Source organism: Mediterraneibacter glycyrrhizinilyticus (genome assembly GCF_015560805.1).
Lineage (GTDB): Bacteria > Bacillota > Clostridia > Lachnospirales > Lachnospiraceae > Schaedlerella > Schaedlerella glycyrrhizinilytica_A.
The window spans coordinates 395313-412787 of the sequence record NZ_JADMSO010000001.1; the positions used below are offsets into that span (position 1 = coordinate 395313).

Sequence of the window (17475 nt, forward strand, 5' to 3'; positions counted from 1 at the left end):
ATACAGGAGGAAATGACAATGGAAAAATTGCAGATATCGAAAAACGGCAGGTATTTTACCTATCCGGACGGCACACCGTTCGTGTGGCTTGCCGATACGGCATGGACGATGCCGCAGCGAATGAAGTGGGACGACGTGACCTATTTTATGGAAGAGAGAAAACGCCAGGGATTTACCGTGCTTCAGATCGTGGCGCTGGATCCGGAGCGGGATATCGAGATGCGAAATCCCACAGGAGAAAAAGCGCTCCTCGACGACGATCTTCTGACGCCGAATGAGCGGTATTTTTCGTATCTGGACTGGATTCTGGACAAGGCGGCGGAATATGGATTTTATGTTCTGCTGCTTCCGGTCTGGGGACAGCTCGTAGTCGGACATGACTGGGGCGGTAAAACTTACGAAAAAACAGTGACCGAAGCCAATGCATATCAATATGGAAAATGGATCGGCGAGCGTTACAAAAATAAGAATCATATTTTATGGTGTCTGGGCGGAGACCGTCAGCCGATCCATCTCGGAGTGGATTATCGTCCTGTATGGAGAAAAATGGCAGAGGGACTTGCAAAAGGGATCACCGGAAAGGATCTGCATTATAATAGGAAAGATCCGGCGTGGGAAAAACTGATGATTACCTATCATGCCTGCCACGAACGGGAGACCGGGGAATGTTCGACAATGTCGTACTGGACGGACGAAGAAGCGTGGATCCGTTTTATCATGCTGCAGTCCGGACATGGACTGGAACCGAAGAACTACGAACTTGTGAAAAAAGAATATGACCGGCAGCAGGTAATGCCGGTGTGGGACGGAGAACCGGCATATGAAATGATGCCTACAAGCTGGCCTCCGGTGAACGCGTCGTTCCATGGATCATGGATGGTGAGAAAACGGGCGTATTGGAGTCTGTTTGCAGGTTCCTTTGGGCATACTTACGGACATTGTTCCGTATGGTGTTCGATTGCCGAAAAAGAAAAAAATGCGATGAGCAGACTGACCTGGTATGAGGCGCTGAAATGCGAGGGCGCCGAGCAGATGAAATATTTGCGTGCGCTGATGGAAGATCTCCGGATCATGACATACCGTCCGGCACAGGATCTGCTTCCGGAAGAAAATGATTCCGTGGAAATGGATCTGCACCGGCAGTGTTGTTTGAATGAAGCGGACAAAACCGTCTGTGTTTATCTGCCAAGCGGCGGTACGGCAGAAGTGGATCTTAGAAAAGCCGGGTATGGAGATGTCGCTTATATCTGGTGGTATGATCCGCGAGACGGAAAATTCTATACATCTGACGGAAAAGAAACGGAAAATGCGCAGAAGATGATAGTGTCAGCCGGAAAACTGCAGGCGGAATCGCCGGAAGCAGGGAAAGAGAAAGACTGGGTTTTAATCGTGAAGAAAGAGGACGGAGAAAATCCGATCTGTGACAAAGTATATTTCGACGCGGAAAAAGAGGGACAATTAAAGAAAGTGTTTGTTTGGTAAAGTAAAAGGATGAAATCACCGGAAGTGCCAAAAGGTACATTCTGGGATTGTAAGCAGTCGCCAAGGTCTCGGGCAAGCCCGGACTTTGGGTATACAAAAAGACAAGAATCAATGACGGATTCTTGTCTTTTCTTTTCGTCGGCATTGTAAAAAATAGCGAAAAACAAACTATTTTGAAAAGAATAGATAAGAACGGGAGAGAAAAAATAAAGAGAAACATTTATAATAAATGATAAATTTCCACAGTGTGTGGACTGCGGAGGCGGAATTTTTTGCCGAAGTAAGAAATTTTAGTACAATGAATTGAAGAGAAAGAGGAGAGATCATGGAGAAGAAAAAGGTAGTCGGTTTTTCATTCGGACGAAAAATGTCCAATACAGAAGTGATGATCAAAGAAGCATTGCTTGAGTGTGAAAGAGCCGGAATGGAGATTGAGTTTATTCGCTGCGATGAATTAAATATTCATATCTGTACAGGATGCTGTGCCTGCGTAGGCGGGCTGATGTCCGGAAGAGGAAGAGGCGCCTGCGTACATAAAGATGACGATTTCCATATCATCGAAGAAGCGCTGATGTCAGCAGATGCAGTGATCGTCGGATCTCCGACCTACGAGTTTGCACCGACAGGAAACTTTAAAGTAGTCTGCGACAGAATCGGACCTGCACACGATAAGACATTCCGCGGACCGGCGATCGAACAGGGAATCGCAGAGGGAAAAGATCCGAGTCAGTATCCGGATGTGCGCAGTACAAAACCGCGTGTCGGAGCATTGATCACAGTCGGAGGAGCAAGAACAGAGAACTGGCTGTCCTTATCCCTGCCAAACATGCATGAATTTACATTCCCGATGGGAATCGACGTGATCGATCAGTATAAATATTTCGGAGCGATGAATATTGAACATGTACTCGGACGCCCGGACGTTATGGATCGGATGAAAACATTGGGATCTCATATCGTAGAAGCGCTGAACGCAGAGACAGAAGAAGAGCGTATCCGCTATCGTGGCGACGAACAGGGAATCTGCCCGGTTTGTCATCAGGATCTTCTGACAGTCGGATTCGGCGGAAATAAAGTGGAATGTCCGGTCTGCGGAATCGAGGGAACACTGGATATCGTGGACGGAGAGATCAAAGTGGAATTCTCCGAAGAACAGCAGAACCGTTCCAGACTGCGCGACGGCGGAAAATGGGAACACTCCAATGAGATCCGCGACGGTGCGATGACACAGAAAAAAGTGGAGAACTTAAAAGAACTGAAAATGAAATATATCGGCGTCGGTGAAAAATAAGAATTGACATTTTGAACGGATGTGGTAGAATTGATAAAGATTCCTACGAGGGAGTAATCGGCATGATCGCGTGTCCGGGCAAAAGCCTGAAAAGATGACGGATTATGCAGTATGATCGACATAATGGTGAGAAACACCCGGTGATACTTGAAATGATGAGACTCATGGACAGCTTATGAGAGGCTGTCTGTGAGTTTTTTTGTTGCATGGGAAGTGGAAAGGAGAAAATATGGGAACAGCAGAATTGTTTATTTTAGCGGTAGGATTATCAATGGATGCATTTGCGGTGTCTGTCTGTAAAGGACTTTCATTAGGAAAGATCAATTGGAAGCATATGGGAATTGCAGGCGCGTGGTTTGGAGGATTTCAAGCATTGATGCCGCTGATCGGATATTTGCTTGGAAGTATGTTTACGGATCTGATCACAAGTGTGTCGCACTGGATCGCATTTGTTCTTCTTCTCCTGATCGGAGGCGGTATGATCCGGGAAGCACGCAGCGATGCGGAGTGCGTGGATGCGTCGATGGATATGAAGTCCATGTTCCTGCTTGCGATTGCGACAAGCATCGATGCACTGGCAGTCGGCGTTTCGTTTGCCTTTCTCAAGGTCGCGATCGTTCCGGCAGTCTGTCTGATCGGGATCATCACGTTTGTCTGTTCAGCGGCTGGAGTGAAGATCGGAAGTCTGTTTGGTGTGCGGTATCGATCGAAAGCAGAGTTGTGCGGCGGTGTGATCTTGATCCTGATCGCAGTGAAAACGCTGGCAGAGGGGATGGGGAGTATCTGAATATAGAAAGTTGATCAGAGAATTTGATGATTAGATTAATGCGGTCAATTGAATTAATGCTGACTTGAAATTTTGGAATGGTGTAGCTTTTTTAGTTTATCTGTGCTATCATACAGGAAAAGCATTATATTTCTGACGGATTTCGTTCTAAGCGGTACGAACCGCGTCCAACATTCTATTGACACATCCGGAAAATCTCAATGCTTTTGGTTTCATTTACAACAGCAGAGAGAATTTTTCGGAAAGAAAGCGACGTACTTGCTGCTATTTGAAGCGGCGAAATGTTTTCGATATATCCAACTATTGATTCTTTCTGCACGATCATTACACAGGAGGAATTGCATATGGAAAACAATGAAAACATGGTAACAAGCAGCAACGCTGCGACAAATGGAAACATGGCACAAAATGATCATGTAGAAAAAAGTAAGGCGACGATGCCGGCAGTCAACCGGACATTCAAATCAACGGTATTCATTATGCTGTTTGAGGACAAGAAAAATCTGTTGGAACTTTATAATGCAATTAGTGGAAAACATTATACAGACCCGGAACTTTTGGAAATCAATACACTGGAAAATGCCATTTACATGTCGATCAAGAATGATGTTTCGTTTCTGATTGACGGCAGGCTTTCTCTCTATGAGCATCAGTCGACGTATACAATTTGTACGGAACAAGGCTCGTGGAGATTCCGACGCCGGAGTTTATTATTTTCTATAATGGCAGAAAAGACTGTCCGGATCGCCAGGTGCTGCGTCTATCTGATATGTATACGGTGAAAGAGAAGTCCTATAAGTTGGAGTTGGAAGCGACGATGCTGAATATCAACGGAACACATAATCAGAATTTGAAAGAAGCTTGTCGGACGCTGAAAGAATATGCGATTTACACAGATAAGATCCGTAAGTATACAGAGAAAATGAGTCTGGAAGATGCGGTGGAGCTGGCAATTTGCGAGTGTATAGAAGAGGGAATCTTAAAAGAATTTCTGGAGAAACACAGAGCGGAGGCAAAAGCGATGAGTATCTTTGAATATGATCAGGAAAAGCATATACGGATGGAACGTGAAGAGGCATGGGAAGAGGGACGACGTGAAGGAAGAGAATCCGGTCTCCGTGAAGGAGAGGAGAAAGCGTTACTTCTTGCAAAACGGATTTTTAAGTTGGCGCAGACAGGAAAGTCTTCGAAAGAAATTGCCGAAATTTGCGGAATCAGCGAGGAGAAAGTAAAGCAGATTTTGGAATAGAGATAATAAGGGAATATGAGGAAAAGAAAGGAGAGGTGCATGCCGTAAAATGAATTGCGGCAGACACCTCTGGCAAAAAGGGAGGGAAGCGTCAGCAGATCCAACGCTCTATCAAGTATTTACATATAATCTTTCAGAACTTGATGATCGCGCAGCACTTTTTCAATGACGGTGCCTTTTACAAGTTTGATCAGTGGTTTCTTCAAGGCATTCAATGGACCGGGGAGTTGGATTTCCAGCGGTGACATTCCGTCCATCAGTTTTACGGAGCTGTCCAGCAGTTCGCGGATATCATAGACGCTGCCCCAGACTTCCGGCACGCCGCGATCCACGCCGAGCAGTCCGTAAACGGCTTCCATTGCGGTACGTACCGAATATTCGGTTGTAAATACCGTATCCCGCGGCGTATCGGCAAACTGACCGAGGAACGCAAAGTTGACGCAGCCATCCGGAATGACGTCCGGGCGGTCGCCCTTTGTGCGCGGCATGAAGAATGCAGTGATATACGGCATCATGGTCGGTACGCAGACTGCGCTGTTTTCTGCGAGATCTTCAATCTGATCAGTCGGTACGCCAAGATGATACAGCCATTCCTCGGTGATCTCTTTTCCGGTACAGTCTTTCATCGGTTTTTTAATAAAATCACCGGGAACATCGGTAAACAATCCGTAAACCCAGACGCAGACTTTGTCTTTGTCCTGTGTTTTAAATTGTCCCTGTCGGTTGATCGTCCAACTCATCAGCCATTTGGAGTCCATACAGCTGACGATGCCTCCGGTCACTACTTTTCCGGTGCGGGGATCACGTTTGCAGATGTTGGTGATATAAGGAATGATCTTTTCATCCAGCGTGGTGATCGTTGCGGATTCCCAGTTTGTTTTGGCGATATCGGAGCAGAACTTTTCCGGGTGTCCGAATGAGGGATCCTGTCTGGCGATATTTTTCCAGAGATTCCAGCAGCCGCTTGTGCGTACTTCGGCGTCGCCGTTCGGAGCGTGGTTCTGATCGCCGTAGATCGTCCCCTCTGTACAGCTTCCGTTTGTGACAAAGACAAGATCGTTTTCTGTCAGAAGAATGCCCTTTTCGACACCTTTGACTTTACACTCGATCGCGCTTGCAATCTTTTTGCCGTCTTTAAATTCAAAGACTACATTCGTCACTTCGGTATTGAATTGAAAATCAACACCGGCATTTTCCAGATACTTCTGCATGGGAAGGATCAGGGATTCATACTGATTATATTTGGTAAATTTCAATGCGCTGAAATCCGGAAGTCCGGCGATATGGTGGATAAAACGTTGGAAGTAGAGTTTCATTTCCAATGCGCTGTGCCAGTTCTCAAATGCGAACATCGTCCGCCAGTACAGCCAGAATGTGGAACTGAATACCTCATCGTCAAACACGTCTTCGATGGTTTTGTCATAGAGATCTTCGTCTTTTGTCATGAACAATTTCATGATCTCCATACAGCCTTTCTGGCTCAAATTGAACTTCCCGTCGGTGTGTGCATCCTGACCGCGGTTTATCGTAGCGCGGCAGAGCGAATAGTTCGGATCGTGTTTGTTCAGCCAGTAATATTCATCCAGAACCGACACACCGGGAGTTTCGAGGGAGGGAATACTGCGGAACAGATCCCAAAGGCACTCGAAATGATTTTCCATTTCACGTCCGCCGCGCATGACATAACCGCGGGTCGGATCTTCGATTCCGTCGCAGGCACCTCCGGCTACATCCATTGCTTCCAGAATATGGATGTGAGATCCCGGCATCTGTCCGTCGCGGACGAGGAAGCAGGCTGCGGAGAGTGCGGCAAGACCGCTGCCGACGATGTAAGCATTTTTCTCATCGACGCCTTCCGGCTTTTCCGGACGGGCAAATGCTTCGTAATTGCCGTTTGTATAATAAATTCCCTTTTTGTTTTTCTCATGTTTCCCAAGTTCTGTGTTGCGGTAATTCGAATCCTTTCTCACTGCTGATTCCGAATGAGATGTTGCTTCATTCTGTGATTTTTTCTTCAAAAGTGCTGCAGCACCGACACCGGCAGCGGCAAGTGTGGCAGCGCCGACCGCGATATTTTTCTTTTTCATTGTATAAGACCGCCTTTCTGATAGAAGTATGTTTTTTAATGGTTGCACTGATCATAAGATAGTCTGTACACATTTACAATTTACAAAACAGGGGAAATGTAAAGATTTTGATCATTTCCCCTGTTTTGTAAAGTTCTGTATGGAATTGAAAATATTGCCGTGCATCGTCGTGCTGATATGATCGACAAGTTCGTCATAATCAGCTTTCATACCTTGTTTGATCCAGTCCAGCATGACGCCGACGAAACTGTATTTATAAAAATCGGCGATAAATTTTGTGGCGTCCTCGGAAAGTCCGGTTCCCTCTGCCTGCTCCCGGACAATATCGGCAATCAGCGCGTAGGTCAGTTTGAACAGATAATTTTCGATCTGTTCCCGACTGATGGAATGGTAGGCGTTCAGGATAAACGGCTTATTTGCCAGAACGGCTTCAAAAATCTGCCGCAATCCCTCCTGCCATGTGGCATATGTCTTTTTTCCCTGGAGCGCTTTGGTCGCGTCCTCCAGACAGGACCATTCCACCAGATCGTAAATATCTTTGAAATGATAATAAAAAGCCATACGGCTGATGCCGCAGTCGTTGGTCAGATCCTGGATCGTGATCTTATCCAACGGTTTTTCAAGAAGAAGCTTTTTTAAGGACGCTTCCAGATCCTGTTTGGTCGTATGTGACATGTAAAAACCTCCGGACTTTACAGATGGAAAATCAAAGTGGCGATCCGGAAATAGATGATGATCGAGCAGGCGTCCACGATCGTAGTGATCAGCGGAGCGGCCATGATCGCCGGGTCGCAGTGCAGTTTTTTCGCAAAGAGTGGCAGAAGTCCTCCGATCAGTTTGGAAATGATGATCGTCGCCATGAGTGACAGCGACACAACGACCGCGAGCGTTACGCTTTTGTACATGATCCAGATACGCAGACCATTTGCAAGGGAAAGCGCCGCGCCTACGATTAGGGAAATGCGGAACTCTTTGAACAGCACACGAAATACGTCACTCAGCTTAATCTCGTCCAGTGCAAGCCCGCGGATGATCAGCGTGGAACTCTGAGAACCGCAGTTTCCACCGGTGTCCATCAGCATCGGAATGAAAGAAACAAGGAGAGGCACGACGGCAAACGCATCCTCATATCGGGTGATCACCATGCCGGTAAATGTGGAGGAGATCATCAGTACGAGCAGCCAGACGATACGATTTTTCGCGTGTTCCAACGTGGAAGTCTCGAAGTAAGGCTTTTCACTCGGTGTAACGGCGCCCATCAATGCCATATCCTCGGTGGTCTCTTCTTCGATCACGTCCATGGCGTCGTCAAATGTGACGATGCCGACCATCAGTCCGTCCAGATCCAGTACCGGGAGCGCCAGCAGACCATATTTGGAAAAAAGCCGGCCGACTTCTTCCTGATCGGTATGGGTGGATACGGAGATGATCTCAGTCTCCATCAGTTCTTCCATTGTCAGATCGTCATCCATGGTCATCAGATCTTTGGCGGTGACGATTCCGAGCAGACGGCGGTTTTCCAGAATATAGCAAGTGTAGATCGTTTCCTTGTGTATCCCGGTCTGCTTGATATGTGCTAATGCTTCCCGCACCGTAGTATGCTTCCGAAGATCGACATATTCTGTTGTCATGACACTTCCGGCGCTGTCCTCCGGATAATTCAGCAGCTGGTTGATACGGTTGCGCTTCTCACTGTCCACATTTTCCAGGATCCTTGTGACAAGGTTTGCCGGGAGGTCTTCCAATAAGTCGACCGTATCGTCCAGAAACAGTTCGTTTAACAGATCCTTTAATTCGTCTTCCGTAAATATTTTTACAAGGTAAGACTGCATCGAACTGTTCATCTCCGCAAAAACATCAGCGGCTTTCGATTTGGGTATCAGGCGAAATGCCTGGGCGAGTTCTTTATCTTCCAGTTCGGTCATGAGAGCAGCAATGTCTACAGCATTCATGACATTCAAAATACTCCTTACAGCCTTGAACTCGCGGGCGTGTAAGAGTTCCATGAAAATTGTCTTGTCCATAATGAATACTCCTTTTCGATCTTAGATTGTTAAATAAAGTCCACGAGTGATAACTGGCTCCTGCATCCATGCTGCTCACCTCCCTTTTATGATCATTTTTAGAATAAAATCTCTTGAAAACTCATTTTAGCGCAAAAAGGTAAAAAGTGTCAATCAATTTTTCGGCAGATTGACAGACAGATCGGTCGGTTGATTCATCGGTGTTTCTGTGTGCATCAATTCGTGCTCCCGGGCTATTTCCGCAAAACATTCCGGTGCAGTCCAGAATTGATTGGTCGGGGTCAGGATCGCTTTATAAGGAAAGGTTCCGGATTTGCTGCGGCGTAAGGCCAACAGAACCTGGTTCAGTCTTGCATCGGAGAGACCGGCAAAAACCAACATCGTGTCGGGAAGTTCTTCCCCCTCATAACATGCTTCGCAGGGTGGGACGTCGCCAAGCCCGGCAAGGGCGCCGAGAGGCTGGTTATACTGATCCTTTGGAATATAACGCAGACGTAGTTTGAGTGGAAACAATGCAAGTTCCACTTTGCGGCGTGTTTGTTTATCTGCAAGGTTGAATAATAAAATCGTTTCTTTCATAAATCAAGATACTCCTTTTCTTTTTTGGGAAGATCAAATCGGTTGGGATCTTATCCTGATAGTATTGTAATGGATTTGAAAGGGAAAGAAAAGGGCTGAGATCCGGAAAGAAACAATTTGGAAAGAACAATTCGGAAAGAACAGTCACAAACGACTTCGGAGGTTCATATTCTGAAAGAAAGGGAAAGCAGGAGCAAAGGGAATGCGTTTGTGCGAACTCCGGGAAAAAGAAGTGATCAATATCTGTGACGGCAAGAGACTCGGGTGTATTGTAGATCTGGAGTTTGACGTCTGCACGGGGAAGATCGAAGCCGTGATCATTCCGGGTCCGGGGAAAATATGGGGATTTCTCGGAACGGAATGTGAATATGTCATTCCGTTTGCGTGCATCCGGAAGATCGGACCGGATATCGTGTTGGTGGAGATTCAGGAAGAGAAATTTCTTCATAAAAATTCGTCTTAAAAAGATGAAATATTTTGCAAAAAGCAAAGACCTTGTGTATAATCAGTTTATAGCAAACAAAGGAGAAAGGCGGAGCAAATTTATGAAGTGCCCTTATTGCGGAAATCCGGATACGCGGGTCATCGACTCCAGACCGGCTGACGATAACAATTCGATTCGCAGAAGACGTTCCTGCGACGAATGCGGAAAACGTTTTACGACATATGAAAAGGTAGAGACGATTCCTCTGATCGTGATCAAAAAGGACAACAACCGGGAGGCATTCGACCGTTCCAAGATCGAGGCTGGCGTACTGCGAGCCTGCTATAAGCGTCCTGTTTCAGCGGAAGACATCAAACGGACGGTGGATGAGATCGAGCTGGAAGTTGTGAACCGGGAGGAAAAGGAGATCCCGAGCAATCTGATCGGTGAGATCGTGATGGACAAGCTGAAATTGCTGGATCCGGTTGCTTATGTCCGGTTTGCATCGGTATACCGTGAGTTTAAAGATGTGAACACATTTATGGATGAATTGAAAACATTTTTGGAATAATAAAAATAAGTGTTGGTGCGGGCGGGATTTCATCGATTTGCCCGAACCTGCGCTGTAAATGCCGCAGAATAACTGGAAAAGAGTTGTTGCGGCATTTTTGCGTTGAACTCGATCGGCGTGTGTCCGGCACGCTTTAAGTTAAGGCAGGTGAAAGAAATATGACAGAGATTTGGACAGGGATCCGGATGTATTTTGAGACAAACGGCGCAGAATATTTATTGTGTGTCAAAGAACATTTTATGATCAGTGTGCTGGCGCTTCTGACTGCGTCCGTGATCGGGATTCCGTTGGGATATTTATGTGTATGCCGGAAAAAATGGGAACGGTGGATCACCGGAGCATTTCAGGTGCTTCGGATCATTCCGAGCGTTGCGATCCTGATCCTTTTGATCCCGGTGATTGGAACCGGCGTGCGCCCGGCGATGACGGCGCTGGTTTTACTGGCTGTACCGCCGATATTGATGAATACGGCAGCAGGATTTTCGGAAGTTCCGGCATTTATGCTGGAGACCGCAGAGGGGCTGGGGATGACAGAACGGCAGATGTTCTGGAAAGTAAAAGTGCCGCTTGCGATGCCGATGATCCTGACCGGAATGCGGACTGCGGCGATTGAGATCATCGCCAGCGCGACGATCGCGGCGAAGATCGGAGCCGGAGGGCTGGGCGGTATCATATTGACGGGGCTCGGGCTGAACCGGACGGATCTGCTTTTGATCGGCGGGATCTCGGTGGCACTGCTGTCACTGGCAGCGGGGATGGTGTTCCGGCTTTTGATGAAGCTACAGCCGGCAGCGGCGTAAACGTTGAAAATGCAGAATTTCAGATGCGGCAAGGGAACAGTCGGGGAACTTCCGGACATGGGATATAAGCCGCGGCAGAGAGAAGAAGAGAACATCAAGGAGGTACGATGGATATGAGAAAAAGAGAGAAAGAGAAGAAGATCAATGGAAAGAAAATCGGAAAACGGATCGCGGCCGCCGCGCTTGGCGGCGTGATGGTATTGTCACTGGCGGCGTGCGGAGATTCCGGAAAAGAGGATGTGATCCGTGTCGGATCGAAAGATTTTACAGAGGGGCTGATCGTTGCGGAGATTTACGCATTGGCATTGGAAGATGCAGGCTACGAGGTGGATCGGGTCTTTAATATCGCGGGATCGGTTGTCCATACGTCGCTGATCAATGATGAGATCGATCTGTATCCGGAGTATACCGGGACGGGACTGCTTTCCGTGCTCGGGATGGATATGATCACCGATCCGCAGGAAGTATATGACACGGTAAAAGAAGAATATGAAAAGCAGTTTCAGCTGACATGGCTGGATTATTCAAAGGCAAGCGATGGGCAGGGACTGGCAGTGCGTACGGAAGTGGCGGAAGAACTCGGGATCCGGACAATCTCCGATCTGCAGAAACATGCGTCAGAACTCCGGTTTGCGTCGCAGGGAGAATTTGACGAGCGGGAGGACGGGCTTCCGGGACTGGAAAAAGTATACGGCGCGTTTGACTGGCAGTCGTCGAAAGTATATGACAGCGGTCTGAAATACGAAGTTTTGAAAAATGATGAAGCAGACGTGACCCCGGTCTATACAACGGACGGACCGCTGGCGCAGACGGAATTGTATACACTGCTGGAAGATGATCAGCATGCATGGCCGCCATACAATCTGGCTCCGGTCGTGCGGGATGAAGTTCTGGAGGCGCATCCGGATGTTGCGGATGTACTGAATGAAGTCAGCGCAGCGCTGGATACAGAGACTGTGACACAGCTGAACGCGAAAGTCGATGTGGAGAAAGAAGAATACGAGGACGTTGCGGAAGCGTTTTTTGAGGAGAACCTGAGCGGAGAATAGAAAGAAAGCAGAATACAGGAAAATAAGGAACAAAAGAAATGAAAGATACAGCAATTGAATTTCGACAGGTAAGTAAAAAATTTAAAGGGGCGGGAAAACCGGCGGTTTCCGATGTGTCGCTTACGATTAGGGAGGGCGAGTTTATCACGATCCTCGGCTCTTCCGGCTGCGGAAAGACGACGCTTCTGAAAATGGTCAACCGTCTGTATGAACCGGATTCCGGGGAGATCCTGCTGTTCGGGAAACCGATCGCAAAGGAGAATCCGATGGAGCTGCGCCGGAAAATCGGTTATGTGATCCAGCAAGTCGGACTGTTTCCTCATATGACGGTTGCGGAAAATGTGAGTATCGTACCGAAGATGCTGAAATGGGAACCGGGAAAGATCAAGGAGCGTGTGGAAGCACTGCTGACGATGGCGGGGCTGGATCCGGAGCAATATGGAAAACGCTATCCAAGACAGCTCTCCGGCGGGCAGCAGCAAAGGGTAGGACTTGCGAGGGCTCTGGCGGCAGATCCGAAGATCCTGCTGCTGGATGAGCCGTTCGGAGCGCTGGATGCGATCACGCGGTCGGTACTGCAGGATGAACTTTTGAAAGTCCATCAGGAGATGCCGAAGACCTTTCTGCTCGTGACCCATGACATCAACGAAGCATTAAAACTCGGAAACCGGATCCTTGTGATGAACGAGGGAAAAGTGTGTCAGTTTGGAACACCCCGGGAGATCGTACAACATCCGGAGGATCCGTTTGTGGAAACGCTGATCCGTTCCGCAAGAGAACAGGAGCGGCTTTGGGAGGAATTGTTATGATCCAGTATTTGACACGCCATTATGACGATCTGCTGCGCGCGCTTGCGGAACATCTGCAGATTTTGGCGGTGACATTGGTGTTCTCTCTTTTGATCGCGGCGGTATTGACCATTCTGGCAGTGTATTTTCGGAGATTCGGGGAAGCATTGATCCAGATTTTTTCGGTGATCTATTCGATTCCGAGTCTGGCGTTGTTTGCGCTTCTGATTCCACTGACCGGGCTGGGAATGACGACGACGGTGATCGTTCTGACTGCTTACAACCAATATCTTCTGCTCGGTAATTTTACGGCGGGGATCTTCGGCGTCGATTCCGGAGTGACCGAGGCGGCGCGCGGGATCGGGATGAGTACGTTTCAGATTCTTGTGAAAGTACAGATCCCGCTGGCAAAAAAGGCATTGTTTACCGGCATAGAACTTTCCGTCGTGTCGACGATCGGGATCGCAACGATCGCTGCGATGATCAATGCGGGCGGATTGGGAACCTTATTGTTTGACGGACTCCGCACAATGAATTTTAACAAGATCATTTTAGGAAGCATTCTTTCGGCAGTGCTGGCTCTTGGAGTCAATGCGGTGCTGAAATGTCTGGAAAAGAGGCTGGAAAGTTAACCGTTGAGGTTAAATGTTAACTTATGGAGAGAAATGGGTTGACAATCGAAAGGGCGGATTGTATACTATCCTCAGACTTAGGAAGTACAGTGGAGGAAAATTTATATGAAGACAACGAAACAAACAACAACCCGTTCCGGATTTTCAATTCAGGATATATGCAGTGTGGCGATCATGGCTGCATTGACGGCAGTCATGGCACAGATCTCCATTCCGATGCCGATGGGAGTGCCGATGACGATGCAGACATTTGCCGTGACTTTGGCGGGCGTGATCTTAGGTTCAAAACGCGGCGCGGTTTCCATGGTCGTATATCTGCTGATCGGTTCGGTCGGCGTTCCGGTCTTTTCCAATATGGGCGGAGGCGTTCAGTATCTCATCGGACCGACCGGCGGATTTCTGCTGTCGTTCCCGATCATGGCGTATTTGATCGGATTGGGTGTGGAAAAGAAAAAGCAGAAAGGGATGTTTTCTCTGTTTTTGGTTCTCGGAACCGTGGCAAATTATGCGGTCGGCGTTGCAATGTATTGTGTGTTGATGGACGCTTCGGTATGGACCGGAATTACAGCGTGCGTACTGCCGTTTATCCCGACAGCCGTGATCAAAGCCGTGGCGGCAGCGATACTCGGGCTTCAGGTGAGGAGCCGGCTTGCGGCAGTTTTGCAGACGGCATAAAAATGAGCCGTATATAAGTGAGAGATAAGTGTGAAAAAATCGGGGAAAAATCCGCAAAATTGTGGATTTTTCCCCGATTTTTTTGATGGGATGTGGATAACGATTTGCGGACGTTTTCTTTACATTGTCCGGTTTTCCAAGTATAATAAGTTGCGTAATGTCAGTGCACAAGGGGATATCCGCGGCTGGGCTCTGCGAGCCGAGAAGCGCATGTTCTTGATACATTGATGTTGGTATGCGTACATAGAGAAAGGAGAAATACTATGCCGATGAACCATGCAGCACGTATGATTTTGAAAGCATTGTCTTTTGACGGGATCGAGGTGGAGGCGTCGCGCCATCTGGCGGATCTGAAGCGTCTGGATCCGATGAAGATTTTTTATAAAACAACCGATGAAAAGATATACAACGGAGAACATGAAGTGCCGGTGCGGCTTTTCTTTTCGGACGAAGAAATGAAAAATGCATATGAAAATAAAATCCTGGTGAACCCGGATGTTTTACTGTTCTTTCACGGTGGCGGATGGGTGACGGAGAGTATCGATACTTATGAGCGGATCTGTGCGCGGCTTGCCGGTGAGACAGGGCATCTTGTTGCGGCGGTGGAGTATCGTCTTGCACCGGAACATAAATTTCCGGCAGGTTTGGAAGATTGTTATGCGGCGGCGAAGCGGCTTTTTACCGATTACCGGGAACTGCGTCTGGATCCGGAGCGGATCACGCTGATCGGCGACAGCGCCGGGGGGAATCTGGCAGCCGCGGTGTCGCTTCTGGCGAGAGACCGGGGAGATTTTTTCCCGAAACGACAGATTTTGATGTACCCGGCGACATACAATGATTATTCCGAAGCGTCGCCGTTTCCGTCGGTGAAAGAAAATGGAAGCGACTATCTTTTGACGGCGGGCAAGATGCAGGATTATATACATTTGTATGCGGGAAAGGAAGCAGATTTTCAAAACCCGTATTTTGCGCCGTATCTGGAAGAAAATCTGGAAGACCAGCCGGATACATTGATCTTGACGGCGGAATTCGATCCGCTCAGAGATGAGGGCGAGGCATACGGAAACAGACTGGAAGAGGCGGGGAATCAAGTGGAAATGCATCGGATCAAGGATGCGCTGCATGGATATTTTGCACTGGGAGTCCGGCATCAGGCAGTCAGGGAGAGCCTTGAGTATATCAAGGCATTTTTAAGGAGGGACGACAGTGAATCAGAAAAGGGCACGCTGGAGAAAGCTTGACAATGCGGCAAAGCTCTTTCTGGCAGCGAGCACAAAGCGGGATACCCGTGTGTTTCGGTTTTACTGTGAGCTAAAGGAAGAGGTAAAAAAGGAGATCCTGCAGAAAGCGCTGGATCAGACGGTGGAGACATATCCGGTGTTTCTGTCAGTGATACGGAAAGGGTTGTTCTGGAGTTATCTGGAAATGAGCAGTCTTCATCCGGAAGTGAGGGAGGAGTATAAAGAACCGTGCAGCCGTCTTTATATCCGGGATAAAAAGAGCCTGCTGTTTGAAGTGACATATTATAAGAAGCGGATCAATTTTGAAGTGTTCCATGTGCTGACCGACGGGACCGGAGCAACGGAATTTTTGCGGGAGCTGGTGAAAAATTATCTGTATCTGGCGCACAAAGACGACGGGCTTACGGACGTAAAACTCCGGGCGGAGGACGTGACGGTACAGGATCAGGAAAATGACGGATTTGTAAAATACTATACAAAGAATACAAAGAAACCGCGGCAGAAGAAAGAGAGAGCGTATCAGCTGAAAAAACCGCGGAAAGAAAACGGACCGCTGCAGGTGAGGGAGCGGATCTTGTCGGTCTCGGAAGTGCTGAAGCGGTCGAGGGAATTGGGGGTATCGATGACGGTGCTGCTCTCGGCGGCGATGATCCAGGCAATCCACGAGGAAATGACAAGACTTCAGGAGAAAGATCCGGTCGTCCTGATGGTACCGGTCAATCTCAGGAAATTTTTCCCGTCCGATTCGATGCTGAACTTTTTCAGCTGGATCGAATCAGGGTATCATTTTGGGGAGAAAGCGGGGACATTTGAAGAGATCCTCGCAAAGGTGAAAACAGATTTTAAAGACAAGCTGACAAAGGAGAAGATCGCGGAGCATATGAACGAACTGATCGCGCTGGAAATGCATCCGGTTCTGAAATTTGCGCCGGCGGAACTGAAAAACCTCTGCATCCACGCGGGAGCAAAATTCTCGGAGAAGAACACGACGGCGATCTTTTCCAATATGAGTTCCGTCGTCATGCCCGGAGAATATGTTCCGTATATTGAACGGTTCGGAGTGTACACAAGCACACCGAAGATGGAACTTTGTGTCTGTTCGTTCGGCGATCAGCTGTCGCTTGGATTTACCTCACGATTTGACACGGAAAATATCCAGCGTAATTTTTACCGGATCTTAAAAGAGCAGGGGATTTCATCCAGATCGGTGGAGGAGGAATTCCCGGAGCCGGAGACACCGCGGGAACTGGAAATGCGGATTTACAAGATTTTCACGTTTCTTTGTCTTGCTGCGATCGTGTTTATGATCGACTTGGATTTCAGCTACAAACCGACCGTTCGCTGGACGTTGTTTACGGCGGGAGGTACGGCGAGTATGTGGCTTGCCACGACGATCGGATTTTTTAAGCGGCATAATCTTTTAAAAAATGCGATGTGGCAGCTCGTGATCGTAACGGGGGTCAGTATCCTTTGGGATTATTTGACCGGATGGCGCGGATGGTCGGTGGATTTTGTGCTTCCGATCGTGAGTATGGGAATCTTGCTGGCAATGGTCGTGATCTCTGCGATCCGGCGTTATCCTGCGAAAGAATATATGATCTATCTCGTCATGGCGGCGGGATATGGTTTGGTCGTGCCGCTTCTGCTTCTTGTATTCGGGGCGGTTCAGCTGGAATGGCCGAGTCTGATCGGAATCGGAGTCTGCTTCCTGTTCCTGATCGGGATCGTGCTGTTCAAATGGAAAGAATTCCGGGAAGAGATGCATAAGAAGTTTCATGTATAAGACATTCCATGTC

16 protein-coding genes and 1 pseudogene are annotated in these 17475 nt (G+C 48.0%); 13 read left to right on the forward strand and 4 right to left on the reverse strand.

What is annotated here, in order from left to right:
* Window positions 1-18: 18 nt before the first annotated feature.
* The 4 genes and pseudogenes from I2H87_RS01825 to I2H87_RS14060 all read left to right on the forward strand — a co-directional run bounded on the left by I2H87_RS01825 (window position 19) and on the right by I2H87_RS14060 (window position 4809).
* A complete protein-coding gene (locus I2H87_RS01825; RefSeq protein ID WP_022151937.1) occupies window positions 19-1482 on the forward strand; it encodes an apiosidase-like domain-containing protein in 1464 nt (487 codons plus the stop codon).
* A gap of 325 nt (window positions 1483-1807) precedes the next feature.
* Window positions 1808-2773, forward strand: a complete 966-nt coding sequence (locus I2H87_RS01830) for a flavodoxin family protein (protein ID WP_009267143.1) — start codon at window positions 1808-1810, stop codon at window positions 2771-2773.
* A gap of 229 nt (window positions 2774-3002) precedes the next feature.
* The gene (locus tag I2H87_RS01835; RefSeq protein WP_195609197.1) at window positions 3003-3560 is read left to right on the forward strand and encodes a manganese efflux pump MntP; all 558 of its coding nucleotides are present in this window, start codon (window positions 3003-3005) and stop codon (window positions 3558-3560) included.
* Window positions 3561-3904: 344 nt separating this feature from the next.
* A pseudogene (locus tag I2H87_RS14060) lies at window positions 3905-4809 on the forward strand (hypothetical protein).
* A gap of 119 nt (window positions 4810-4928) precedes the next feature.
* Here the strand turns inward: I2H87_RS14060 and I2H87_RS01845 are convergent.
* From I2H87_RS01845 to I2H87_RS01860, 4 genes are all read right to left on the reverse strand, one after another.
* Window positions 4929-6896 carry an oleate hydratase gene (locus I2H87_RS01845; RefSeq protein ID WP_195609198.1) on the reverse strand — a complete coding sequence of 656 codons (1968 nt, stop codon included), beginning with the start codon at window positions 6894-6896 and terminating at the stop codon, window positions 4929-4931.
* Window positions 6897-7007: 111 nt separating this feature from the next.
* Window positions 7008-7571: a TetR/AcrR family transcriptional regulator gene (locus I2H87_RS01850; protein ID WP_195609199.1), complete on the reverse strand. Its 564-nt coding sequence runs from the start codon at window positions 7569-7571 to the stop codon at window positions 7008-7010.
* A gap of 17 nt (window positions 7572-7588) precedes the next feature.
* On the reverse strand, window positions 7589-8920 hold the full coding sequence (mgtE, locus tag I2H87_RS01855; RefSeq protein ID WP_022151944.1) for a magnesium transporter: 1332 nt from the start codon (window positions 8918-8920) through the stop codon (window positions 7589-7591).
* Between the two features lie 153 nt (window positions 8921-9073).
* Window positions 9074-9499 (reverse strand): DUF3783 domain-containing protein, encoded by a 426-nt coding sequence (locus I2H87_RS01860; protein WP_195609200.1) that lies wholly within the window; start codon window positions 9497-9499, stop codon window positions 9074-9076.
* Between the two features lie 202 nt (window positions 9500-9701).
* Here I2H87_RS01860 and I2H87_RS01865 point away from each other — a divergent pair, with 202 nt between their 5' ends.
* The 9 genes from I2H87_RS01865 (at window position 9702) to I2H87_RS01905 (ending at window position 17462) form a co-directional block, all read left to right on the forward strand.
* Complete coding sequence (locus I2H87_RS01865) at window positions 9702-9962, forward strand: YlmC/YmxH family sporulation protein (protein WP_009267135.1); 261 nt, start codon at window positions 9702-9704, stop codon at window positions 9960-9962.
* 82 nt (window positions 9963-10044) lie between these two features.
* A complete protein-coding gene (gene nrdR / locus I2H87_RS01870) occupies window positions 10045-10494 on the forward strand; it encodes a transcriptional regulator NrdR (protein ID WP_009267134.1) in 450 nt (149 codons plus the stop codon).
* Window positions 10495-10652: 158 nt separating this feature from the next.
* Window positions 10653-11294 (forward strand): ABC transporter permease, encoded by a 642-nt coding sequence (locus tag I2H87_RS01875; protein WP_195609201.1) that lies wholly within the window; start codon window positions 10653-10655, stop codon window positions 11292-11294.
* 113 nt (window positions 11295-11407) lie between these two features.
* Entirely contained in the window at window positions 11408-12343 is a 936-nt protein-coding gene (locus I2H87_RS01880) for a glycine betaine ABC transporter substrate-binding protein (RefSeq protein WP_195609202.1), read from the forward strand.
* Between the two features lie 38 nt (window positions 12344-12381).
* Window positions 12382-13152, forward strand: a complete 771-nt coding sequence (locus I2H87_RS01885) for an ABC transporter ATP-binding protein (RefSeq protein WP_054704344.1) — start codon at window positions 12382-12384, stop codon at window positions 13150-13152.
* Window positions 13149-13763: an ABC transporter permease gene (locus I2H87_RS01890; protein ID WP_022151948.1), complete on the forward strand. Its 615-nt coding sequence runs from the start codon at window positions 13149-13151 to the stop codon at window positions 13761-13763. The genes I2H87_RS01885 and I2H87_RS01890 overlap by 4 nt, the downstream gene beginning before the upstream one ends.
* A gap of 105 nt (window positions 13764-13868) precedes the next feature.
* Entirely contained in the window at window positions 13869-14438 is a 570-nt protein-coding gene (locus I2H87_RS01895; protein WP_022151949.1) for a biotin transporter BioY, read from the forward strand.
* Window positions 14439-14701: 263 nt separating this feature from the next.
* On the forward strand, window positions 14702-15679 hold the full coding sequence (locus I2H87_RS01900; protein WP_022151950.1) for an alpha/beta hydrolase: 978 nt from the start codon (window positions 14702-14704) through the stop codon (window positions 15677-15679).
* On the forward strand, window positions 15645-17462 hold the full coding sequence (locus I2H87_RS01905; RefSeq protein ID WP_195609203.1) for a DUF6320 domain-containing protein: 1818 nt from the start codon (window positions 15645-15647) through the stop codon (window positions 17460-17462). The genes I2H87_RS01900 and I2H87_RS01905 overlap by 35 nt, the downstream gene beginning before the upstream one ends.
* Window positions 17463-17475 lie beyond the last annotated feature (13 nt).